The organism is Pseudomonas sp. Marseille-Q0931 (genome assembly GCF_940789645.1).
GTDB lineage: Bacteria > Pseudomonadota > Gammaproteobacteria > Pseudomonadales > Pseudomonadaceae > Aquipseudomonas.
Genome location: NZ_CALNWT010000001.1, coordinates 1,015,022 through 1,038,318 on the forward strand (window position 1 = coordinate 1,015,022; position 23,297 = coordinate 1,038,318).

Sequence of the window (23,297 nt, forward strand, 5' to 3'; positions counted from 1 at the left end):
CGAACCCTACGAGCTGAGAAATCCGGTTAAACGGAGCTACCAGTTGAGCCCGATACCCTGCATGACACTCTGTTTGATCCAAATCAACGAAGCACTGTTATTGTCAAAACGAGCGTTCATGCCCCGGGGCAATCTGCTATCGTCGCCCTATCGCCCCGCCTGGTGAATTGCTGTGCGTCGGATTGGATTGATCCTGGTAATGATTGCTAGCCTCGTGCTGCCGAGCTTCGGCGGTACGGCTTTCAGCATGCCTGCACAACCTTGCCCGATGCAGAGCGCCGATCATCAGGGTCATGCAATGGCCGATGCTCCGTGCTGCGAGCAAATGGATAAGTCTGATGGGATGGCCAGTAAGTCCCCCTGCAAATCCGGCCAGGAATGCAAGACCGGAGGACTTCTCCAGGCCACCGTTATCAAGAGCATATCCCCTCTTCCCTCACGCCCCGAGATATTGCTGACCCAGTCGGTGATTAAGCGGGAGCCCGCAGGACTCTGGCGCCCTCCTCGCTTCGTCTAATGCAGTGATCTTCGCGCCTTTAAACCAGGCGCATCGTCGCGACCACGCTTTTGGTGGCGACCTCGATCAATCGCATTGGAGGCGAAAGCATGCCCGCTTTCCTTTTCCTACACCGTGGCTATCTCGGTGTGTTTGCTGCCGCATTCTTGGCAGTTCCCTGGGTTGCTGCACAGGCGCAGCCCCTAACCTTCGAACGAGCGCAGGCACTCGCCGAACAGCGCGCACCTGAGAACCTGGCACGACAAGCACAGGTCGCCTCGGCACAGCAGGCCGTAGGTCCCGCAGACGCCCTGCCCGATCCCAAGCTGATTCTCGGCATCGACAACCTGCCCATCGAGGGGCCTGATCGTTACACCCTGAATCGGGATTCGATGACCATGCGCCGCATTGGGCTCATGCAAGAGGTTCCCAATGGCGACAAACGCCAGGCCCGCCGTCAGTTGGCCGAGGCCTCCGTTGTCCGGGCCGAGGCCGAGCAGCGCGCCATGCAGCTTGAGGTCAAACGCCAGACGGCATTGAGCTGGTTGGATGTGTACTACGCCGAGCACAGCGTTGTTCTATTCGATCAACTGGACCGCCAAATCGAGCTGCTCCGCTCGACGGTGCAATCGCTGATCGCCGGCGGCAGCGCTCAGCCTGGCGAACTGCTGCTGGCCGACCAGGAGGCTTTGGCATTGCAGGATCGGCGAGATGAGCTGAGTCGCGACGTGGCGATTGCTCGGGCCAAGCTACGCCGCTGGATAGGCAACGAAGCCGATCAGCTTCTGGCGGGAGATGTGCCCAGCCTGAGTTTGGATGCCCCCCACCTGCGGCACCGTTTGGCTCAGCATCCCGACTTGCGTGCCGCGTCTGCCCGGGTTGGCGAGGCCAGCGCAGAGTTGAATGAGGCTGTAGCCGAGAAGACACCTGACTGGGGCGTAGAGTTTGCCTACAACAACCGCGACAACCAGTTCGGCGACATGGTGATGGTGCAGTTCACCTTCGACCTGCCCTTGTTCGTCGGCACACGCCAGGGCCCCAAGATCAACGCCAAGCAACAGAGCGTGTCGCAGATGGAAGCCGAGCAGGAAGTGCTGCTGCGCGCCCATCAGGCTGAGTTGGAAAGCGGCCTTGCCGAGTTGGAGCAACTACGCAGAGCTCTGGCGCGTACCGAGAAAACCTTGATCCCTCTGGCGAGCAAACGTGCCGATCTTGAACTGGCCGCCTATCAGGCCGGCAACAGTCAGCTGGCATCCGTCATCACCGCCCAGCGCGAGCTGATCGAGGCTCAGCTGCGACAGATCGAACAGCAGCGCAAGCTGAGCCAGCTCTCCGCGAGCTTGTACTACGCCTATGTGGAGGGCCTGCAATGAAGATTTCAGCATTAGGTTTTTCCGCGGCCTTGCTGACCATGGGCATTGCCGCGGCAGGCGGTGGCTACTTGCTGGCCGAGAGGCCGGCCAAACATGAGGTCATGCCAACTTCCGCACCGACGGATGAGCGCAAAGTGCTCTACTGGTATGACCCGATGCAACCTGACCAGCGCTTCGATAAACCAGGCAAGTCCCCCTTCATGGATATGGAGCTTGTCCCCAAGTACGCAGATGCTGGGCAGGACTCCTCGACCCTGAGCGTGCCCTCGCAAGCCGTGCAAAACCTCGGGATGCGCACCGCGCCAGTGACTCGCGGTGTGCTGCCTTCAGGTATCGAGGCCGTCGGTTCCCTGGCCTATAACCAGCGCGAGGTGGCGAACCTGCAGGCCCGAGCGGGTGGGTTCGTCGAGCGGGTCTACGGACACGCCCCTGGCGATGTATTGCCCGCCGGTACGCCCCTCGTCGACCTGCTGATTCCCGAATGGTCTGCCGCCCAGCTGGAGTTCCTGGCTGTGTTGCGTACTGCTGACACGCGCTTGATAAGTGCGACCCAGGAGCGCCTGCGCCTGCTTGGCATGCCTCAATCGTTGGTCGAGCAGGTTCGTCGCAGCGGCCAGCCACGGGCGGTTCAGACCATCACCACGCCCATCGCCGGCGAGCTGCAGGCATTGGAAGTGCGTGCCGGGATGACCGTGGCAGCCGGCCAGGACCTGGCGCGGATCAACGGGCTGTCCACGGTCTGGCTCGATGCCGCAATCCCCGAAGACCAAGCTGGAGCGGTTCAGCTTGGCGCGAGCATCACCGCCACCCTGACCGCTTTCCCAGAACAGCCTCTGCAAGGTCGTGTCGTCGCCTTGCTGCCGAGTGCCGACTCGCAGACGCGTACGCTCACGGTGCGCAGCGAGCTCACCAATCCCGCCGGTAAATTGCGCCCCGGCATGTTCGCCGCCGTGCGCCTGAACAGCAGCGTCGAACAACCCGCGCTACTGATCCCGAGTGAAGCTGTGATTCGCACCGGTAAGCGTGCGCTGGTGATGCTGGCCGAAGCCGATGGGCGCTACCGCCCCCTGGAGATCACTTTGGGCCGCGAGGCCGATGGGCGTCTGGAGGTGTTGTCCGGTCTTGAGGAAGGACAGTCGGTCGTTACCTCCGGCCAGTTCCTGATCGACTCGGAGGCCAGCCTCCAGGGTGTCGTGGCCAGCCATGTCGAGCAGGACAATGCAAAGAAACTCCATGAGTCCCATGGCGTGATTCGTGCCCTGGACGCCGAGGAGGTCACCCTGGAGCACGGTCCATTCGAGAGCCTGAACATGCCCGGCATGACCATGGCATTTCCGCTGGCCAGCCCTGAAGTAGCTGCGGGACTCAATCCCGGGGATCACGTACGCATCGGCGCTCGTCAGACGGACTCCGGCTTGCAAATAGAGCGGCTCGACAAGCAAGGAGAGCAGCCATGATCGCGCGCCTGATCTACTGGTCGATAGGCAACCGCTTCCTGGTGCTGCTGGCGACCCTGTTCATCACCGCTTTAGGGATCTGGTCGTTGCGCAACACGCCGGTGGACGCGTTGCCGGATCTCTCAGACACCCAGGTCATCATCAGAACCAGCTTTCCCGGCCAGGCGCCGCAGATCGTCGAGAACCAGGTGACCTATCCGCTGGCCACCACGATGCTCTCGGTCCCGGGGGCGAAGACGGTGCGCGGCTACTCGTTCTTCGGCGACTCCTTCGTCTACGTGCTGTTCGAGGACGACACCGATCTCTACTGGGCGCGCTCGCGCGTGCTGGAGTACCTCAACCAGGCCCAGGATCGCCTGCCCGAGGGCGTCACCACCACTCTGGGCCCGGATGCCACCGGCGTGGGCTGGATCTATCAGTACGCCTTGGTCGACCGCAGCGGCCAGCATGACCTGTCCCAGCTGCGGGCGCTGCAGGACTGGTTTCTCAAGTACGAGCTCAAGAGCCTGCCCAACGTGGCCGAGGTGGCCACCCTCGGCGGCATGGTCAAGCAGTACCAGGTGCTGCTCGATCCGCAGAAGTTGGTGGCTTATGGGGTAACTCAGCAGGAAGTCGAAGCGGCGCTGAAGAGCGCCAACCAGGAAACCGGCGGCGCCATCCTGGAGCTGGCTGAGCGCGAGTACATGGTGAGGGCCTCGGGCTATTTGGAGAGCCTGGATGATTTTCGCAATGTGCCGCTGCGGGCTTCGGCAAGCGGAATTCCGGTGCTGCTAGGTCAGGTGGCCACCATTCAACTGGGGCCAGAGATGCGTCGCGGTATCGCCGAATTGGACGGCCAGGGTGAAGTGGTCGGTGGCGTGGTCATCCTGCGCTCCGGCAAGAATGCCCGGGACACCATCGCTGCCGTGAAGACCAAGCTGGACAGCCTGAAAGCCAGCCTGCCCGCCGGCGTCGAAGTGGTCACTACCTATGATCGTTCGCAACTGATCGACCGTGCCATCGACAACCTCAGCTACAAACTGCTGGAAGAGTTCGTGGTGGTTGCCTTGGTTTGCCTGATCTTTCTCTGGCACCTGCGTTCGTCGCTGGTGGCGATCATCACCCTGCCCCTGGGCATCCTGATGGCCTTCATCGTCATGCGCTACCAGGGCGTCAATGCCAACATCATGTCGCTCGGGGGGATCGCCATCGCCATCGGCGCCATGGTCGATGCCGCCGTGGTGATGATCGAGAACGCGCACAAGCACATCGAGACCTGGAAGTCGCGGCACCCCAATGAGCCGCTCCAGGGCGAGGCGCACTGGCGAGTGATCGGCGAAGCCGCGGCCGAGGTAGGGCCGGCACTCTTCTTCAGCCTGCTGATCATCACCCTATCGTTCCTCCCGGTCTTTACCTTGGAGGCCCAGGAAGGACGCCTGTTCGGCCCACTGGCCTTTACCAAGACCTATGCCATGGCCGCCGCCGCCGGCCTCTCTGTCACCCTTGTACCGGTGCTGATGGGCTACTGGATTCGTGGGCATATCCCCAGCGAACAGCAGAACCCCTTGAACCGCTGGCTGATCAGCGCTTACCGGCCGGTGCTGGAGTGGGGGCTGGCCTGGCCCAAGGTGACCCTGGCGCTGGCCGTGCTGGTCTTTGTGTCCAGTCTGTGGCCCCTCAGCAGGCTCGGAGGAGAGTTCCTGCCGCCCATGGACGAAGGCGATCTGTTGTACATGCCTTCGGCCCTGCCCGGCTTGCCGGCGAGCAAGGCAACCCAACTGCTACAGCAAACCAACCGCATGATCCTTACGGTGCCGGAGGTGGCCCAGGTATTTGGCAAAGCCGGGCGAGCGGAGACAGCTACCGATCCGGCGCCGCTGGAAATGTTCGAGACCACCGTGCAGTTCAAACCGCGCGAACAATGGCGCGCAGGTATGACGCCAGAGAAGCTGATTGAAGAGCTGGATCGGGCGGTGAAAGTCCCAGGGCTGTCCAACATCTGGGTGCCGCCAATTCGCAACCGCATCGACATGCTGGCCACGGGGATCAAGAGCCCCATCGGCGTGAAGGTCTCCGGAACCTCCCTGGTCGATATCGAGCGCATTACTCGCGATATCGAGGCGGTGGCCAAAGACGTATCTGGGGTGAGCTCCGCGCTGGCAGAGCGCCTCACCGGCGGGCGCTATGTGGATATCCAGATCGATCGCCTGGCCGCGGCACGCTACGGCCTGAGTATTGCGGACGTACAGGCGGTGGTATCGGGTGCCATTGGCGGCAGCAATATCAGCGAGACGGTCGAAGGACTGGCCCGCTTTCCGATTAACCTGCGCTATCCCAAGGAGTGGCGGGACAGTCCCCAGGCGCTAAGGCGTATGCCGATCCTCACCCCTGCCGGCCAGCAGATCACCTTGGGCACCGTCGCCCAGGTTAGCCTGACCGAAGGGCCGCCGATGCTGCGCAGCGAGAACGGGCGCCTGTCAGGCTGGGTGTATGTCGATGTCCGTGGGCGCGACCTGGCATCGACCGTGCGTGAGCTGCAGCAACGCGTAGCTGAGCGGGTAAAACTCGACGCCGGCATGACCGTTTCTTACTCCGGTCAGTTTGAGTACCTGGAGCGCGCCAATGCGCGGCTGTCCTGGGTGGTGCCGGCGACCTTGTTGATTATCTTCGTGCTGCTCTACCTGACCTTCAGCCGCTTCAGCGAGGCCCTGCTGATCATGGCCACCCTGCCCTTCGCCCTGTCGGGGGGCATCTGGCTGCTCTATTGGTTCGGCTTCAACTTGTCGGTGGCCACTGGGGTCGGCTTCATTGCCCTGGCCGGCGTCTCGGCCGAGTTCGGGGTGATCATGCTGTTGTATTTGAAGAACGCCTGGCATGCTCGGCTGGACTCCGGACGCAGCGGTGATCCGGCCCTGCTTGAGGCCATTCGGGAAGGCGCGGTGCTGCGTGTCCGTCCCAAGGTGATGACGGTTGCCGTGATCATTGCCGGCCTGCTGCCCATTCTCTGGGGCAGTGGAGCGGGTTCAGAGGTGATGAAGCGCATTGCCGCCCCCATGGTTGGCGGCATGATCACCGCCCCGCTGATGTCCATGCTGGTCTTGCCGGCCGCCTACTGGCTGATGCGAAGGCAGCATACACAGAAGGTTCGCGCACCGCAGGAGCTATAGCTTTACAAACCCGGGCAAGCCACGCGCCAAGCTGACTTGCCCGGGTAACGCGGCAGGCAGCATTACGGCGATGTAACTTTGACTTCATTTTTATGACAGGTTGAGCGGATATATTTTAATCACCACCTTGAAGGAGTGATTAAACATGAAAAGCCTCAAAGTTGTTGCAGCCCTTGCCGCTATGGTTGTTTCCTCTGCCACTCTGGCAGAAGGCGGCGCTGATCGTGTTTATGGTCGGATGATTCAGGCCAATGAGCAGGCCATGCAAGAGTATGCTGCCGCTAACGGAAAGAATCCGCCTGAAGTTATTCATTACCGCTACGGCATGAAGCTCGATATCGCCAGGGTCGTGGCCACTACCCCGACGGACTCTAGCTGCGGTGTGATGCCGGCCCAGATGACCTACGAGGACTCCAATGGCGATCTGAATATTCTTGAATACCGGGCAGCCGGGACAGGTTGCCGTAATCAAAACTAGATAAATGACATCGCGCTGACTGAAATGTAATTTCCAAGTCACCCTGACGTTATTTGGCATGTGGAAGTATGACAAAAGCGCGCTCGGCTATGCCGGCGCGCTTGGCGCATATATCCAACAACACAATGAAACTGCCAATAACATCAGGAGCATTTATGAACAACAAGGCCCTATTTGGACTTTCTCTAATCGCTCTAAGTGTCAGCACCGGACAAGCAATGGCCGCCGGCGAGAAAGGCGAGGGATTTATCGAAGGCAGTAGCCTGACCATTCTCAATCGAAACCTCTACTTCAACCGTGATTTCCGCAAAGGCCAGTCCAGTAGCTCAGGTAACGGCTACTCGGAAGAGTGGGCGCATGGCGTGATCGGCCGATTCGAGTCTGGCTACACCGAAGGCACCGTAGGCTTTGGTGTCGATGCCTTTGCAATGCTGGGACTCAAGCTGGACACAGGCGACGGTCGATCTGGTGCAGGCGGCTCAGTCGATGTGATGCCGTATAACAGCCTCGGGCAGGCTGAGGACAACTACTCCAAGCTGGGCGGTGCAGTAAAAACACGGTTCATGGATACCGAAATCAAGGCAGGCGATGTCTTTCCTGTCAGCCCGGTCGTCCAGTACGGTGATGCGCGGCTTTTACCGGAGAGTTTCCGCGGCATCACCGTGGCCAACACCAGTGTGGAAGGACTGTCGCTTCAAGGCGGTCGCCTTCACTCGATGAGCCAGCCCAACAGCAGCAGCATGCGTGACGGCTTCGCCACCTTCTACGCGGGCGAAGTCGACTCTCCATGGATCGCCTATTTCGGCGGAGACTACACGCTCAACGACAACCTGGGCTTCAGTCTCTACACCAGTCGGCTCAAGGATGCCTGGAACCAATACTATGCGGGCACCACGCTGAGCTATCCGCTTGCGGACGATGTCGCCTTGATCGGTGGGCTGAACTACTACAATGCGGTTGATGAAGGGAAGCAGCTCCTCGGGAGCTTCGATAACAACATCTGGAGCGGTAGGGTCGGCATCCAGTTCGGCGCGCACACCGTCCTGGTTGGACTCCAGCGCAACAACGGCGATGACGACTTCGACTACTTGCGCCAATCGGACTCCATCTACCTCGACAACTCCATTCAGTACAGTGACTTCAACTCTCCCAAGGAGAAGTCATGGCAGGTGCGCTATGACCTGGATATGGAGCCTTTCGGTGTGCCCGGATTGAGCTTCATGACTCGATATGCTCAGGGCTGGGATGCCGACTACAGCAACGCAAACGAGGTCTACATGCGCCGAGATGACAATGGCGATCCGTTGACCAACCAGAAGCGCTGGGAACGTGACATCGAGGCCAAGTACGTTGTGCAGTCTGGATCGCTGAAGAACATGTCCTTTCGCATTCGACAAGCCACGACTCGCGCCACTGACTTCGAGTCGGATTTGGATGAGTTCCGCTTCATCGTCGAGTACCCACTGGAAGTGCTTTAAGGCCAGTGCGCGAGCGGTTTGAATGCCGCTCGCATTTTGACTCTGCTGTCCCCTATAGTGCTCCTTTGGTTTGGAGACAGCCCTTGGCGCCCGTCGGGCGCCTTTTTTACTTAGGGGTAGTTTGAAGAAGATCGGCCACTCGTTCCCAAGCGGCCGCGGTGGAATGGGCTGCTACTCGGCGGGATATTCTGCAACGACCTGATCGGCACCCGTCTTGGTCAAGCCAATGACCTGGTAGGCATGCTGTACGCCATCAACTTCCATTCCCGGAGAGCCCGCCGGCATCCCGGGAACCGCGATACCAACCAGATCATTGCGCTTGCTGAGTTCGAGGACCTGAGCAGCTGGTACATGACCTTCGACGAACTTGCCGTCAATCACCGCGGTGTGGCAAGACGCCAACCGTGGCGCGACCCCCAGGCGTTGTTTCACTGCTGTCATGTTGCTTTCGACATGGTCGACGACTTTAAAGCCATTCGCTTCGAGGTGCGAGATCCACTTCTTGCAACACCCACAATTGGCATCACGATGGACATCAATCGTCAGGGCATCAGCTGCTTGAAGCGCAGATGTGGCGGATAGAGCGGCCAGCAGGGCCAGATATTTAGCTTTCATGAACGTGCTCTTTGCCATCGGCGTGGGTGTGGGTCTTGGGTGAGGCATTCGGAGCCTGCTCGGAGTGATGATCGCCTCCGTTTGAGGACGCCTCATCCCCAGCATGGTGGTCATCGCCATTCATATTCGAGTGGTGATCAGCTTCAGACGCGGAGCCGCCTTCGTGACCCGTAGCTGCGGCATCGTGATGACCAGGCTCTCCGGCATCACCTGAGCCATGATGGTCTTCGCCACCGCCGCTATTACCATGATGCCCAGGCTTGTTGTCGCCATGCTGCCCTTCATGGTTGTGCATCTGCGTTTCCCCGCCACCATGCTGATGGCCACCGCTGGATGCGACGAGTGTTTGGTACTGCTTGGCATCCATCGTCGGCAGCTGGTTGAGGAAGGCGACCATGCCCCAGATGTACTGATCGCCCATGCTCTTGCCCCACGCAGGCATACCCGTTGCCTTGATGCCGTGCTTGATCACCCAGAAAGTAGCAGCGGGATTGCCATCGACACCGATCTTGGCGAGGTTGGGGGGCGCAGGATAAAGCGATTGGCTCAACTCGGTCTCCGCCACACCTGGCGCCAAGTGGCAGCCAATGCACATCGAGTTGTAGTTACCCGCACCGGTGCGAATAAGAGCTTGATCATCGAGGTTGGGCACCTCGATGTCCCGCGAGCGAACCTCGATAGAGCGGTCACGGGCCATCGATAAGAAGGCGTGCACTGCAGGAAAATGCGGGTCGTCGGCCCCGACGTTGACCACGCCAAAGTAGGCGCCGGCCAGGACAGCTGTGCTACCGACTACGCCAGCCGCCACCAAAGTTTTAATTGTTCTTTTCATGTCAGGTTCTCAAAACCACATCCGGATACCGGCGACAAAACGCGCCTCGTCTACATCACCGCCCTCGTCGCGAACCATGTCTGCCGTGTTGCCATAGGAGCGGCTCCAGGAGACCCCGACATAGGGGGCAAACTGCCTGACAATCTCGTAACGCAGACGCAAGCCGAGCTCGGTATTGGCCAACCCCGATCCGACACCACGCTCAGGATCGTTCTTGCCGTAGAAGTTCATTTCGGCAATTGGCTGGAGTATCAGTCGGTTGGTCAGCAGAATGTCGTACTCGCCCTCCAGTCGGGCAGCGGTCTGGCCATTCTCGCCCACGAAGGCGGTGGCTTCGGCCTCGAAGGCGTAAAGCGCCATGCCCTGAACACCGAAGGCGGCCCAGGTCTGCGGCGACTCGGGTTTGAAGTCCTGACGAACTCCCGCGACGACGTCCCACCAAGGGCCGATCGAGCGGCCGTACAGCAACTGCAACTCCGCATCCTCAGTCACGCCGTTGGTACGCTCGCCTTCGGAGCGGAACCAGACTCGGTTGATGTCACCGCCTACCCAGCCCGACGCATCCCAGGCCAGGGTGCTGCCCTCATCTGCATCCTGGTATTCGAGCTGATCGAGCAAGAAAAAGCTGTTGATGGCGCTGTCGTGCACCTTATGGCCAGGTAGAGGCGGAAAAGCCGCTTGGCGATCAGCATCCGTCAGAACGGGTATCGGCGTACGGCTGGTGGTTCTTGGAGCTTCAGTGGAGCCATGGTTCATCTTTGAATGATCCATGCCGTCCATCTGCCCTTGCATGGCGCCATGGTTCATCTTGCTGTGGTCCATGACTGGAGCCTTATCTTGGCTCTGGCTGTGGCCCATTTGGCTATGATCCATGCTGCCCGAAGCACCCTGCATGGCACCATGGTCCATCTTGCTGTGATCCATGCCCTCCATCGGCGCTTTGGTAGCGCCGTGGTTCATCTGGCTATGGTCCATCGACATGGCGCCGTGCCCCATTGCCGAATGATCCATTTCTTCCGCAGCCAAGGTAACGCCGCCGCTGAACGCACTCAGCGACACAGCCAGCGCCAAGAGAGATGGACGTGAAAACTTAGTGGTCATGGTTCGAACCTGCTTCGGCTTCGGTGCCGCCATGCTTATCCATCATGTTTTCGTGATTCATGCCGTCATGCTTCATGTCTCCGTGATCCATGGCGCCATGATCCGTCTGCTGGCCAGCCGCCTTATCCTTCGACTGATCTGCGTGATTGCCACTGGCGGTCTTGGGCGCAGCCGACTCGGCAGCATGTTGTTCGTGCTCACTGTGTCCCTCACCTGCCAACGAAACCGGTGCGTGCAGGGCAGCCAATAAGCTAAACATGACTGCGCTGCCAGTCAGGGCATTTCGCTTCATAAAAGTGCTCATCAGAAATCTCCTTTACTCATCCACACGAACTTCACGGAACATGCCCATTTCCATGTGGAGCAGCAGGTGGCAGTGATAGGCCCATCGCCCCAACGCATCGGCAGTCACTCGATAGCTGCGCTTGGAACCTGGCGGCATGTCGATGGTGTGTTTTCGCACCAAGAAATTGCCGTTCGCATCCTCCAGGTCGCTCCACATGCCATGAAGATGGATCGGATGAGTCATCATGGTGTCGTTGACCAGCGTGATGCGAACACGCTCGCCGTACTTGAGGCGCAGAGGCTCGGCGTCAGAGAACTTGATGCCATCGAAGGACCAGGAGAATTTCTCCATGTGCCCGGTAAGGTGCAGCTCGATGGTGCGACTTGGTTCGCGACCATCCGGGTCGAGGAAGGTGCTGCGCAGGTCAGAGTACGTAAGGACGCGTCGGCCGTTGTCTCGCAAACCAATACCTGGGTCGTCCAACTTGTGCGTCGGTGTCATGGTCTGCATATCGACCAGCGGGTTGTTGGTCTCTGAGGCTGGGTGTGCCTGCATCGCACCTGCCATGCCTGCCATGCCCGAATGATCCATTCCAGCCATCTGGCTGTGATCCATGCCGGCCATGCCACCCTGCATGCTCCCATGATCCATGCCCGCCATACTCCCGTGGTCCATTCCGGCCATGTTCCCGTGATCCATGCCGCCCATGCTGCCGTGATCCATACCCATGTCGCCCATGGCAATCAGCGGACGCGGGTCGGGGCTGGGTACCGGTGCACTCAACCCCTCCTGTACAGCAAGGGTGCCGCGCGCATAGCCAGTGCGATCCATGGATTGGGCAAACACGGTATAGGCCTGTTCGCTGTCTGGTTCGACTATCACGTCGTAGGTCTCGGCCACGGCGATACGGAACTCGTCGACGCTGACCGGTTTGACGTGCAGACCATCGGCCGCAACCACAGTCATCTTCAGGCCCGGGATGCGCACATCGAAATAGGTCATCGCCGAGGCGTTGATGAAGCGCAGGCGGATCTTTTCGCCCGGTTTGAATATGCCGGTCCAGTTGCCATCAGGTGCCTGGCCATTCATCAGGTAGGTGTAGGTGTAGCCACTGACGTCAGCGAGATCCGTCGGGCTCATCTTCATCTCGGCCCACATCTTGCGATCGGCTACCGCAGCGGACCACCCCATCTCGCTCACGTCATTGATGAAATCACCAACGGTGCGCTTGTGGTAGTTGTAGTAGTCCGACTGCTTTTTGAGCTTGGCCAGTACCCGCGCTGGATTTTCATCGGTCCAGTCGCTCAGCAGCACGACATAATCACGGTCGTAACTGAAGGGCTCGGGTTCCTTGGCGTCGATGACCAGCGCGCCGTATACGCCGACTTGCTCCTGGAGCCCCGAGTGGCTGTGATACCAGTAGGTGCCGTTCTGGTTGACCTTGAACTTGTACTCATACATGCCGTCGGGGGCGATGCCATGGAAGCTCAGGCCCGGAACGCCATCCATGTTCGCCGGCAGGATAATGCCGTGCCAGTGAATGGACGTGTCCTCCTTGAGGCGGTTGCGTACGCGCAACGTCACGGTCTCGCCCTCCCGCCAGCGCAGGATTGGGCCTGGCAGCGAGCCATTGATCGTCATGGCGGTACGCGCTGCGCCGGTGATGTTTACCGGAGTCTCTCCGATAAACAGGTCGAAATCGTTACCGCTCAGCACGTTCGGCTGACCTGGGCTGGTTACCGCCCAGACCGGCGTGCGCCACATGCCCATGCCGCCGAGAATACCGGCGGCGGCGAGGCCTTTGACGAAAGTACGTCTTGTGGTTTTGCTTTGCATGCCGTTATGTCCAATCCGTCAGATGAGCCGGTGATATGCATCCGGTCTCGGGTTCATTGACTGCTCCAGTGTCGGGAGATTTGATCTTCAAGCCTTGCGTGCTGCGCAAGTTCCCCCTGACACCAAGCAGTATGAAACTGCCATATCTCAACCATCCGGGTGATTACATTTCTGTAAGGTTGAGGGGGCTCAGCAGCTGGCGTGTTCCGCCTGTTTGGCTTGGCTGCCGGCGACAGGAGCTTCATCGTTCTGCTGCTTGGCCAACTGATAGGCTTCCAGCGAGACCTGGCGGGCTTGTTCCATGCGTGCAAACGTGCGATCAGCACCGCCTTCGGCCATCGCCAGGCTGGAAACACTCAGGGCAGCAACTACAAACAGGGTTTTGATCGATTTCATTTCGTTAATCCTCAGAAGTTTAGAAGCCCCTGTAACTAGTGGGGACGAGCGTTAAGCTCGCTGCTACGTTAACCACGACGCCCTGTCAGCAACCTGATCCGAACATTACAGTTCTGTCAGTTTGCTATTTCTTTCTTGTAGGCCCTCTTGAAGGCTCGGTACTGTCTTCCTGCCCGCGCAGCCTTGCGGATTCCATGGGCCTGATCGGTAGCAATGCCTGAGCTAACTCGTTCATTCGCACCGACGGATCGCGACCATCAAACAATCAAGAGAGATAGCCACTATGTCGAACAAATCCAACGTAGCTACCGGTGCCGCCTTGGCTCTGGTGGCCGCCAGCCTGTTCTCCACCCTGCCCGTCCAGGCTGCTCAGGAAACCAAAGCAGCAGAAGTGAAGTGCTTCGGGATCAATGGTTGCAAAGGGCAGAACGACTGCATGACCGCGAAAAACGACTGCAAAGGCCAAGGCGAATGCAAAGGCCAAGGGTTCAAGTTGATGACCCAGACCAAATGTGACGAAGCCGGTGGCAAAACCAGCGAATAAGGCGGTTCAGGGGAGTGCATGCCACTCCCCTGCTGGAGTCTCGAATGAGTAAGCGCAAAACTCTGGGTTTCGGTCTTGGCCTTCGTAACGAGTATTACCGGCAGATCCTGGAGGAACGGCCTGCGGTCGACTGGTTCGAGATCATTTCCGAGAATTACCTGGTGGAGGGCGGCAAGGCTCTCTACTTCCTTGATGCGATCGGCGAGCACTACCCCCTGGTGATGCACGGAGTATCTCTTTCGATTGGCGGCTCACATGCCTTGGACATAGACTACCTACGACAGCTCAAGCAGCTGGCGGATCGGGTGCAGCCTCAGTGGGTGTCTGATCACCTGTGCTGGAGTCGAGGCAACGCCCATCAACTTCACGATCTGCTACCGCTGCCGTTTACCCAGGAGAGCCTGCTGCATGTCGCGGCCCGAGTGCGCTTGGTGCAGGATGTTTTGGAACGTCCCATCGTGCTGGAGAACGTTTCCTCCTACGTGCAGTGGACAACATCCAGCATGAGCGAGTCTCAGTTCCTCTCGGAGCTCAGTTACCTGACCGGGTGCGAGCTGCTTTTCGACGTGAACAACGTCTACGTCAGTTCGTGCAACCAGGGTTTCGACCCTTGGCAGTTCATCATGGAATTGCCGCACGAGCGGATTCGGCAAATTCACCTGGCCGGGCACAGCGATTACGGGCAGTACCTCATCGACACCCATGACCAGCCCATCGCTGATCCGGTTTGGTCTCTCTACAGCAAGACTTTGAGCTACTTGGGCCCGACATCGACCTTGATCGAGCGGGATGACCAGTTTCCGCCGCTGGAAGAGCTGTTGTCCGAATTAGCACATGCCCGTGCTATCGCCAAATCTGTGATATCGGTGGCCACCCCTTGAGCCTGATCGCCGTACAGACTGCATTTGAAACTTACCTGACAGGTGACAGTGCCCTGCCCTCCAACGAGCTTTTGGAGCAGATCCGAGGTAGCACAGCGCTGAGTGCTCTCGAAGGCCTGCAGATCTACCACAATGCTTACCGTTCGCGCCTGCTTGCGGTATTGCGAGAAGACTTCCCTGCCCTGCTTCACTGGATCGGCAACGAATCATTCGAGCAGCTCGCACTGGCCTACTTGGCCGCCTGGCCACCACGACATTTCAGCAGTCGCTGGCTGGGCGAGAAGCTGCCCGAGTTCATTAGCAGCTTCGTCGAAAAACCCCAACTATCGCCGATGCGCGAACTCGCGGAACTGGAATGGGCCTTTACACTGGCCTTCGACGCTCAGGATGTCGAAGCGCTTTCGCTGGAGACCATGAGTGATTTTTCGGCTGAAGACTGGATTTCACTCAGGGTTTCCCTGACTGCATCTGCCCGGTGGTTGCAGCTGCAGTACAACACGCTGGAGTTGTGGAAAGCCGCCAAGTCCGGCAGCTTGCTGCCTGATATTACCCGCCTGCCAACGAACCTAGCCTGTCTTGTTTGGCGTCATGAACTCGTCTGCCAGTACCGGAGCCTGGAGCCAGCGGAGGCTTCGGCATTGCAGTTTCTCATCGAGGGCGGATCGTTCGCTGAACTCTGCGAGTCGTTGAGCGCCACGCATGGCGAGCAAGCTCCCTTGCAAGCCGCGACCTGGTTGAAGTTGTGGGTCAACGACGGTTTGCTAACGCGCGGCCAGCTATTACACGAATGACCCGGAACCTTTAGGCTAGCGCTCTCTCTTTGGCCACTCCCGAGCGCTTCTATGACTCACCGCATCATTCATTTCAAACAGCAAGCCTTGCTTGACCCAGAGACCTATCAGGCAATGCTGGCCGACGGCGTTGGTCACTGGGAGCGGCTTTCAGGAGAAGTCGTCGGCATAGAAGACGAAAAAAGCCACGAGTTCGCTGCATTGAAATGCCTGTTTAAGCGCAAGCGGTACTCCTATGACACGCTGGAAATGCGCGAGCCAGGCGATCACTCAAACTGGCTTCGGGGCCGAGATGGTTCAGAAGGTATGACCAACGAGGTCACCAGTATCCCGGGGCTAAAAGAGCTCTCAGAGCTGGAGATTTAGTTGCTTGGCAGATCAGCGCTCAAGCGCTGACCTGGGCCGAATAGCCAAGCTCCTGGATGAGTTCGCGGATCGATTCGGCACTTTCTGTGCTCTCGACGGTGACCTTTCCGGCCGCTCGATCCACTTCTACTCGTGCATCCTGATCCAGAGCTTGGATGGCCTTCGTAATTTTGCTCACGCAACTGCCACAGCCCATCCCCGCAACACTCAGACTGAACATATCTTTCACCTCATTTCGTGCGCGGCTCAAGTTGCCGCACGGACAGAATCGACCTTGACACGATGGCAAGGTCAAGTGTGCAGACGCTTGCAGGCACCGACGCACAGGTCATTCGCGTCCAGAATACTGGACTTCTCACGTCCCCCAGACCAATAGACATTTAATTTCGGGGACCTGCACCCAGTCGAGCGCCTGGATAGGGGAGCACGCAAAATTCGGAAAAAATCGGACAGTAAGGTTTCAGGGAAACCGCAGCGGCCTTAACCTCCCATCCTCCAGCCTGTGATTCTTCCGCCAGACGTACTCGCCAGTCAGGTTGATGTTTCTCCCAGCCGAGTGGTCGTAGGAGTTACAGCAACTTGCCGTCCACCGGCTTACCCATATAGGTTCTTACCTGGGTGGCGCGTTCCAGGTTCACCGTATTCCAGACCACGATGGCAGCCGTCATCAGGTTGAGGAACTCAAATCAACAGACAATGCATTCAGCGCTCTTCTATCAACTCCCCGAATAACTCTCTAACCTTTGCTTTCGCATCGGCGAGCGCAACTTTGCCATGATCAGTTATCTGATAGACGCGGCGGTCACGGCTATCTCTGCGCTCATTGTTGGAGGTCAGATAACCCTTCTTTTCCAATCCATGGAGCATTGGATACAGGGTACCTGCGCTGATCTCGTAACCGTGACGCCTCAGTTCTTCGATGATACCGAGACCGAAAACGGGCTCTTCGACCGCGTGGTGCAGAATGTGCAAGCGGATCAAACCGCCGTAGAGATCTTTGTCCGTCAAGCTCTCAACCTCAAAGCGCTACGCTTAACAACCAGCCTGCGGGAGCACTGCCGATCACAACCAGCCATGGCGGCAGCTTCCAGAACATCAGGGCTATCAGCGCCACAAGCGCCAAACCGAAGTCTTGCGGGGCAAGAATCGCACTCGTCCATACCGGCTGATAGAGAGCGGCCAGCAGCAGCCCTACAACGGCGGCATTAATACCCAACAAGGCCGCTTGCATACGAGTATTGCGGCGCAGTCGCTCCCAAAACGGCAACGCGCCCACGACTAGAAAGAAAGATGGCGCGAAAATCGCTAGCAGACAGATCAGCCCACTTTGCCAACCGGTAGGAGTTTGATTCATCGAAGCGCCGAGAAACGCCGCAAAGGTGAATAGAGGGCCGGGGACGGCCTGTGCGGCACCGTAGCCTGCCAGAAATGCGTCATTGCTGACCCAGCCGGTAGGCACGACCTCAGCTTGCAGTAACGGCAGCACAACATGGCCACCGCCAAAGACCAGTGATCCGGCTCGGTAGAAGGCGTCTACCATCGACAGCGCCTGAATGCCAAATAAGCTCGCCAACAACGGCAACACCATCAGCAGCACAAAGAACAGCGTCAACCAGAGTAGGCCAACATGCTGCCGGACAGGAATCGGCAGTGGATCATGCGCTAATCCCTGCTGAGGCTTGAACAACAACAGGCCTATAACGGCTGCAATGGCGATAACCAGCACCTGTCCCCAGGCGGACGGCACCAAAAGGACAACGCAGGTCGCTGCCGCCATGATAGTGATGCGCGGGGTATCTGGACAGAGATTGCGAGCCATCCCCCATACAGCTTGTGCGACCACCGCCACCGCCACTACCTTCAAGCCATGCAACACTCCTGGTGGCATCGCATCGCCGTAACTGGCAATTCCCAGTGCAAACAATATCAGTGCAACCGCAGACGGCAGTGTGAAGCCTGCCCAGGCGGCCAACGCCCCGGAATAGCCGGATCGAGACAACCCGACCGCAATGCCGACCTGGCTGCTGGCCGGCCCCGGCAGGAACTGGCAAAGCGCAACCAAGTCCGCATAGCTCTGTTCGCTCAGCCATTTGCGGCGCGTCACGAATTCATCTCGGAAGTAACCCAAGTGGGCGATTGGGCCGCCGAAGGAAGTCAGCCCTAGTCGGAGAAAGATAAGAAAGACAGCCCATGGGCTGTGATCGCTGGATCGGCGTCTAGTCATGTTTGATGTCCTGCACTGCGTTCTTGAAAGCCACATAATGTCGAAATTCGCTATCGAATTTCGATTATTCGCAGTGAATATGACACCTAGATGAACTTGCAGCCTAAACGAGATAGCAGACCGAGCCGCTGTCGATAACCCTTAACGTACGATTTTTCCGACTACTGCGGACTCCGTGTATAAACCGGAAATTGTTGATTTCATTAAGGCAATGAAGGACACGGCTACCCGTGTTTCGGCTGCTAGCTGAAGTTGGAAGCTACCGTACGACATTGTCCGGTCAGATACGCATCAAGAAAATCTCTCCCTGTAGATGGTGGGAACATCGTCTTGTCTAGCAGGCTAGCCGATGTCCGTTGATTTCAATCTCAGAGCATTGAAGACCACCGACGCAGAGCTGACGCTCATCGCCAGCGCAGCAATCAAGGGCGACAGAAGATTCCCCGTGAGCGGGTACAGTAGCCCCGCTGCTAGCGGGATTCCCATCGCGTTGTAGAGGAATGCAAAGGCAAGGTTCTGCCTCATGTTCTTCACCGTGGCCACCGACAAGGTGCGCGCCCGCAGGATGCCCATCAGGTCTCCCTTGACCAGGGTCACTTGGGCGCTGTTCATCGCCACGTCGGTGCCCGTGCCCATAGCGATGCCTACGTCGGCCCTGGCCAAGGCCGGCGCATCGTTGATGCCGTCGCCCGCCATGGCAACACGCCGGCCATAGCTCTGCAGTTCGGCGACTAATTTCTCCTTGTCCTGCGGTTTCACCTCGCCATGCACCTCCTCGATGCCTAACTGCTTCGCCACGGCTCTTGCTGTGGTGAGGCCATCGCCAGTGGCCATGATGACCTTCACGTCAGCGTTCTGGAGTTGAGCAACAGCCTGTTGGGAGGTCGGTTTGATTGGATCGGAAACGGCCAGGAGACCCGCCAGGCGACCATCGACGGCCAGATAGATGATGCTGATGCCCTCCAGGCGCAGTTGCTCTGCACGGTTACGCAGCGGAGTAATATCGACGCCCGCCTCCTCCATCAACGCTGTGTTCCCAAGCTGCAGTTGATGGCCATCGACCTGTCCGCGTACACCAATACCTGAGCCAGATTCGAAGGTCTCCGGTTTCACCAGGGCAAGATCCTGTTCACGCGCATGATCGACAATGGCATGCGCCAGCGGATGCTCGCTGCCCTGGTCGAGGCTTGCGGCCAAGCGCAGAACCTCGACCGAGTCGAACGGCCCGGTTCCCTCTGCACTATGAAAGGCCGGCCGCCCCTGCGTCAGTGTCCCGGTCTTGTCGACGATCAAGGTGTCGATTTTGCAGAGGTTCTCGATAGCGCTGGCATCGCGGAACAACACACCGCTGCTGGCGGCCTTGCCGGTCGAGACCATGACCGACATCGGCGTTGCCAAGCCCAGGGCGCATGGGCAGGCAATGATCAGTACGGCCACAGCGTTGATCAGGCCAAATACCCAACCTGATTCCGGCCCGAACACCCCCCAGCCAAAAAATGTCAGGATCGCGATCAGGATCACCCCCACCACGAAATACCCTGCCACGGCATCGGCCATACGCTGCATGGGCGCCTTGGAACGCTGGGCCTTAGCCACCATCTGGACGATCTGCGACAACATGGTTTCGGCGCCCACCTTCTGCGCTTCCATCACCAGGCTGCCGTGGGTGTTCAGGGTGGCACCGATGAGGGTATCCCCTGCCCGCTTGGTGACGGGCACCGGCTCGCCGGTGAGCATCGACTCGTCAACAGCGCTCTCGCCCTCCAGCACGGTGCCATCCACCGGGACTTTTTCGCCCGGCCGGACACGCAAGTGGTCACCCTGATGGACGTGGGTCAGCGGAATATCTTCTTCCTGGCCGTCAGGCCTGATGCGCCGGGCAGTCTTGGGGGCCAATCCCAGCAGTGACTTAATGGCGGCAGAGGTCTGCGAGCGGGCTTTGAGTTCGAGCATCTGGCCCAACAGCGTGAGCGAGATGATCACCGCGGCGGCCTCGAAGTAGACGCCGATGCGTCCATCCTGAACGAAGGCCGCCGGGAACCACTGCGGCACCAGGGTGGCTGCCACGCTGTAGAGGTAGGCGGCTGCAGTTCCTAATCCGATCAGGGTCCACATATTAGGGCTGCGTTGCCGGATGGAGTCTATTCCGCGAGTGAAAAATACCCAGCCACCCCAAAGCGTCACGGGCGTTGCCAGAACCAGCTCAACCCAGTTCTGGGATGTTCCATGGAACAGCTGCAAGGAATGACCAGCCATCGCCAGCACGGTCACGATGACGGTCAATGGCAGGGTCCACCAGAACCGTCGCGAAAAGTCTTTCAGCTCCGGATTTTCTTCGTCCTCCAGCTCTGGAATGACGGGTTCGAGCGTCATCCCACAGATCGGGCAGTTGCCAGGGCTCGGTTGGCGAATCTCGGGATGCATCGGGCAGGTGTATTCAGCCCCCAGTCCTGCCTGAGTTGAGTACTCTGGCGGAGCGGCATGCTGGTGGTGCCCGGCATGCGATTGATGGCTCATGTACTGATGAGGGGCTGCCTGGAACTTCTCCTGGCATTTTGTACTGCAGAACCGATAGGCCCTTCCCTCAAAGTTCTCCTCGTAAGGACTATCAGATTTGACCTCCATGCCACACACCGGATCGCGTGGGCTCTCTGGATGGCCGTGCGAGTGATGTGCATGGCCCTGGTCATGATGGCAGGAGGTCTTTTGCATTCGAGTTACTTCCTATCCTCGTCCTTGGAAACTGCGGCTCCGCTGGAGTGGGAGTGCCCGCCATGATTGTGGCCAAACAGATGCATCAGCGGGCATAGCAGCAGGATGAGGTATGGCAAAGCCTGCGAAAGATGACCGTAATGCTCGCGCGCGACATAGAAGATGCCGATTACGGCCAGCATGATCAGTGCGATGCCAATCTTGCTCTTCCAAAAAGGTGGTTCCGTAGTGCCAGTGTGGTGCGTGTGATCCATGACAATAGCCTCGGTTCAATGACCATAGAATCAGCATAGGTTGCTCTGGCCAGGCAGAGTTGACGCGTATCAATGGAGTTCAGCGTACGGTCACCTTACCGACCATTCCCGACTGATAATGTCCAGGAACATTGCAGGCGAACTCCAGATCAGTAGCGTCGGAGAAGGTCCAGATCAGCTCTTCGCGTGCACCTGGCTCGACCAGAACGCTGTTGGGATCGTCGTGCTCCATGCCGACCATCTTCATGCCGCCCATGGCGTGGTCCATTTTGCTCATGTCATGCGCTGCAGTCGGGGACAGCGTGCCGTTCTGAAACATCGCAGCCATCTCTTTCTGATGCGCAGCATGGGATGCCGCTTTGCCAAGGTTGAACTCGTGCAGCAGGGCTCCCTCGTTCAGCAGTACGAAGCGAACCGTCTCGCCCGCCTTGATTTCCATTGCCTTGGGTTCAAAGAAGATGTCCCCCATCCGTACCTCGATGGTGCGATCTACTGCCTGACTATCTCCCGACTGGCCGATGCTGTCTTTGTTGTGGCCCGGGCTGGCCATCGCGTTGGCTGCGCTGAATAGCAAACCCACGGTGGTGATCAAAGAAAGGGATTTGAGGGGTAGGCGTTTCATGGTTAGACCTCGCTGGGATGCTGGAAATCTCATGCTATTACTCGCTTGCTGCCAGGCCGCTGCCCCCAAATCTACAACTGCGTCAGCTGGGAAAAAGCACGGCGCCATAGAGGCGCCGCTAGGCCAAAGGAGCAATCACGGAAGGCCTGGAAGATGGGAAAATCCTTATCGATGGCACTCTTTGTCGGCCATCATCAGCTTGTGCTCGCGGATCATTTGAGCCAGCACGTCGTCTACCAGCTCGTCATGCTTTTCCATCCAGGCCATATGCTCTTCGGTCGACATACCCGGAGCAGGATGTTCGTCGTGCAGCTGACTCATAATGTTTTCGAGCATTCTCATGTGCTCCTGCATGTGCACATGTCGCTCGCTGGCTGGGGCCTTCTCCGCCTGGATCAGCAAAGTTTCTGCTTTGTCGCGCATCTGCTGGATGCGTTCGAATACACGGTCGCTGCCCCCTTCGGCCCAAGCCATAGAAGACAGCAGTAGCGAACCAACCAGAAGCAAAGGTTTCAGCGATTTCATGGGCAGTCTCAAGCAGTGCAAACTATGGCCGGCATCTCTGCTTTCGGTCTATCGAGGGCCGAGAGCACAACCTAGTGCTCATGCTTGCACCCTAGACAAGCCACCCTGTCAGCGACCTGAAACCAGGATTACATTTTCGTAAGCTTCTGGTTGGCGCCGCTGTTTGCCTGCAAACTCTGGCCACCCGTTTTTTGGAGTCTGCTCGCATGAAACTTCTGGTAGCTGAAGATGAACCCAAAACCGGTGCATATCTGCAGCAAGGCCTCACCGAAGCGGGATTCAATGTCGACCGGGTTATGACCGGTAAAGATGCTCTACAGCACGCGCTGAGTGAGCCCTATGACCTGCTGATCCTGGATGTGATGATGCCGGGGCTGGATGGCTGGGAAGTGCTGCGCATGGTGCGCGCCGCCGGAAAAGACGTCCCAGTGCTGTTCCTGACCGCACGCGATGGTGTGGAGGATCGCGTTAAAGGGTTGGAACTGGGCGCGGATGACTACCTGATCAAGCCCTTTGCTTTCTCAGAGCTTCTGGCCAGGGTCAGAACGCTGCTGCGCCGAGGCAATGGCTCACCCACGCAAACCACCATGAAAATTGCCGATCTGGAAGTCGATCTGATGAAACGGCGCGCTGTCCGGGGTGGGAAGAGAATTGACCTGACGGCGAAGGAGTTTTCACTGCTGGAACTGCTACTGCGCCGGCGCGGCGAAGTGCTCCCGAAATCGCTGATTGCTTCGCAGGTGTGGGACATGAACTTCGACAGCGACACCAACGTCATTGAGGTCGCTGTACGTCGGCTGCGCGCCAAGATCGATGACGATTTCGATCTCAAGCTGATCCATACCGCCCGCGGCATGGGGTACATGATGGATGCGCCGGAGTGA

Annotated in this window: 23 protein-coding genes and 1 pseudogene; 10 read left to right on the plus strand and 14 right to left on the minus strand. The window is 58.6% G+C overall.

The window, feature by feature from the left end:
* Positions 1-606: 606 nt before the first annotated feature.
* The 5 genes from P3C50_RS04920 (at position 607) to P3C50_RS04940 (ending at position 8,428) form a co-directional block, all read left to right on the plus strand.
* Positions 607-1,869, plus strand: coding sequence for a TolC family protein (locus tag P3C50_RS04920; RefSeq protein ID WP_273233481.1), 1,263 nt, complete (start codon positions 607-609; stop codon positions 1,867-1,869).
* Entirely contained in the window at positions 1,866-3,326 is a 1,461-nt protein-coding gene (locus P3C50_RS04925; protein ID WP_275545097.1) for an efflux RND transporter periplasmic adaptor subunit, read from the plus strand. Before P3C50_RS04920 ends, P3C50_RS04925 begins: the two co-directional genes overlap by 4 nt.
* Positions 3,323-6,472: an efflux RND transporter permease subunit gene (locus P3C50_RS04930; protein WP_275545098.1), complete on the plus strand. Its 3,150-nt coding sequence runs from the start codon at positions 3,323-3,325 to the stop codon at positions 6,470-6,472. Before P3C50_RS04925 ends, P3C50_RS04930 begins: the two co-directional genes overlap by 4 nt.
* 145 nt (positions 6,473-6,617) lie before the next feature.
* Complete coding sequence (locus P3C50_RS04935) at positions 6,618-6,950, plus strand: DUF2790 domain-containing protein (protein WP_275545099.1); 333 nt, start codon at positions 6,618-6,620, stop codon at positions 6,948-6,950.
* A gap of 155 nt (positions 6,951-7,105) precedes the next feature.
* The gene (locus P3C50_RS04940; RefSeq protein WP_275545100.1) at positions 7,106-8,428 is read left to right on the plus strand and encodes an OprD family porin; all 1,323 of its coding nucleotides are present in this window, start codon (positions 7,106-7,108) and stop codon (positions 8,426-8,428) included.
* 171 nt (positions 8,429-8,599) lie between these two features.
* Here P3C50_RS04940 and P3C50_RS04945 read toward each other — a convergent pair whose 3' ends face one another.
* The 6 genes from P3C50_RS04945 to P3C50_RS04970 form a co-directional block, all read right to left on the minus strand.
* Positions 8,600-9,043, minus strand: a complete 444-nt coding sequence (locus tag P3C50_RS04945) for a DUF411 domain-containing protein (protein ID WP_179573108.1) — start codon at positions 9,041-9,043, stop codon at positions 8,600-8,602.
* On the minus strand, positions 9,033-9,875 hold the full coding sequence (locus P3C50_RS04950) for a c-type cytochrome (protein WP_275545101.1): 843 nt from the start codon (positions 9,873-9,875) through the stop codon (positions 9,033-9,035). The genes P3C50_RS04945 and P3C50_RS04950 overlap by 11 nt, the downstream gene beginning before the upstream one ends.
* A 9-nt stretch (positions 9,876-9,884) precedes the next feature.
* Complete coding sequence (locus tag P3C50_RS04955; RefSeq protein WP_129482723.1) at positions 9,885-10,976, minus strand: copper resistance protein B; 1,092 nt, start codon at positions 10,974-10,976, stop codon at positions 9,885-9,887.
* Positions 10,966-11,280 carry a hypothetical protein gene (locus P3C50_RS04960; RefSeq protein WP_275545102.1) on the minus strand — a complete coding sequence of 105 codons (315 nt, stop codon included), beginning with the start codon at positions 11,278-11,280 and terminating at the stop codon, positions 10,966-10,968. Before P3C50_RS04960 ends, P3C50_RS04955 begins: the two co-directional genes overlap by 11 nt.
* 12 nt (positions 11,281-11,292) lie before the next feature.
* Positions 11,293-13,098 carry a copper resistance system multicopper oxidase gene (locus P3C50_RS04965; RefSeq protein ID WP_275545103.1) on the minus strand — a complete coding sequence of 602 codons (1,806 nt, stop codon included), beginning with the start codon at positions 13,096-13,098 and terminating at the stop codon, positions 11,293-11,295.
* A gap of 189 nt (positions 13,099-13,287) precedes the next feature.
* Positions 13,288-13,494 carry a co-regulatory protein PtrA N-terminal domain-containing protein gene (locus P3C50_RS04970; protein WP_004374659.1) on the minus strand — a complete coding sequence of 69 codons (207 nt, stop codon included), beginning with the start codon at positions 13,492-13,494 and terminating at the stop codon, positions 13,288-13,290.
* 283 nt (positions 13,495-13,777) lie between these two features.
* Between P3C50_RS04970 and P3C50_RS04975 the strand changes: the two genes are divergently transcribed.
* The 4 genes from P3C50_RS04975 to P3C50_RS04990 are packed head-to-tail and all read left to right on the plus strand — an operon-like array spanning position 13,778 to position 16,076.
* The gene (locus P3C50_RS04975; RefSeq protein WP_003460126.1) at positions 13,778-14,038 is read left to right on the plus strand and encodes a membrane protein; all 261 of its coding nucleotides are present in this window, start codon (positions 13,778-13,780) and stop codon (positions 14,036-14,038) included.
* A gap of 44 nt (positions 14,039-14,082) precedes the next feature.
* The gene (locus tag P3C50_RS04980; RefSeq protein WP_275545104.1) at positions 14,083-14,919 is read left to right on the plus strand and encodes a DUF692 domain-containing protein; all 837 of its coding nucleotides are present in this window, start codon (positions 14,083-14,085) and stop codon (positions 14,917-14,919) included.
* On the plus strand, positions 14,916-15,710 hold the full coding sequence (locus tag P3C50_RS04985) for a DNA-binding domain-containing protein (RefSeq protein WP_275545105.1): 795 nt from the start codon (positions 14,916-14,918) through the stop codon (positions 15,708-15,710). Before P3C50_RS04980 ends, P3C50_RS04985 begins: the two co-directional genes overlap by 4 nt.
* 51 nt (positions 15,711-15,761) lie before the next feature.
* Positions 15,762-16,076, plus strand: a complete 315-nt coding sequence (locus P3C50_RS04990) for a hypothetical protein (protein WP_179573114.1) — start codon at positions 15,762-15,764, stop codon at positions 16,074-16,076.
* 19 nt (positions 16,077-16,095) lie between these two features.
* Here the strand turns inward: P3C50_RS04990 and P3C50_RS04995 are convergent, their stop codons facing one another.
* From P3C50_RS04995 to P3C50_RS05030, 8 genes and pseudogenes are all read right to left on the minus strand, one after another.
* Positions 16,096-16,296, minus strand: coding sequence for a heavy-metal-associated domain-containing protein (locus P3C50_RS04995; RefSeq protein ID WP_003246756.1), 201 nt, complete (start codon positions 16,294-16,296; stop codon positions 16,096-16,098).
* 240 nt (positions 16,297-16,536) lie between these two features.
* Positions 16,537-16,753: pseudogene (locus P3C50_RS05000) on the minus strand (Tn3 family transposase); the annotation flags it as partial.
* 25 nt (positions 16,754-16,778) lie between these two features.
* On the minus strand, positions 16,779-17,084 hold the full coding sequence (locus P3C50_RS05005) for a PadR family transcriptional regulator (RefSeq protein WP_003246758.1): 306 nt from the start codon (positions 17,082-17,084) through the stop codon (positions 16,779-16,781).
* A gap of 10 nt (positions 17,085-17,094) precedes the next feature.
* Positions 17,095-18,300, minus strand: coding sequence for a chromate efflux transporter (gene chrA, locus P3C50_RS05010; protein WP_003246759.1), 1,206 nt, complete (start codon positions 18,298-18,300; stop codon positions 17,095-17,097).
* A gap of 342 nt (positions 18,301-18,642) precedes the next feature.
* Entirely contained in the window at positions 18,643-21,012 is a 2,370-nt protein-coding gene (locus tag P3C50_RS05015) for a heavy metal translocating P-type ATPase (protein WP_275545106.1), read from the minus strand.
* 5 nt (positions 21,013-21,017) lie between these two features.
* Positions 21,018-21,266, minus strand: a complete 249-nt coding sequence (locus P3C50_RS05020; protein ID WP_009686142.1) for a DUF2933 domain-containing protein — start codon at positions 21,264-21,266, stop codon at positions 21,018-21,020.
* 79 nt (positions 21,267-21,345) lie between these two features.
* Complete coding sequence (locus P3C50_RS05025) at positions 21,346-21,888, minus strand: cupredoxin domain-containing protein (protein ID WP_009686141.1); 543 nt, start codon at positions 21,886-21,888, stop codon at positions 21,346-21,348.
* Between the two features lie 165 nt (positions 21,889-22,053).
* Complete coding sequence (locus P3C50_RS05030) at positions 22,054-22,413, minus strand: co-regulatory protein PtrA N-terminal domain-containing protein (protein ID WP_075747696.1); 360 nt, start codon at positions 22,411-22,413, stop codon at positions 22,054-22,056.
* A 206-nt stretch (positions 22,414-22,619) separates the two neighbouring features.
* Here P3C50_RS05030 and P3C50_RS05035 point away from each other — a divergent pair, with 206 nt between their 5' ends.
* Positions 22,620-23,297 carry a heavy metal response regulator transcription factor gene (locus P3C50_RS05035; RefSeq protein ID WP_275545107.1) on the plus strand — a complete coding sequence of 226 codons (678 nt, stop codon included), beginning with the start codon at positions 22,620-22,622 and terminating at the stop codon, positions 23,295-23,297.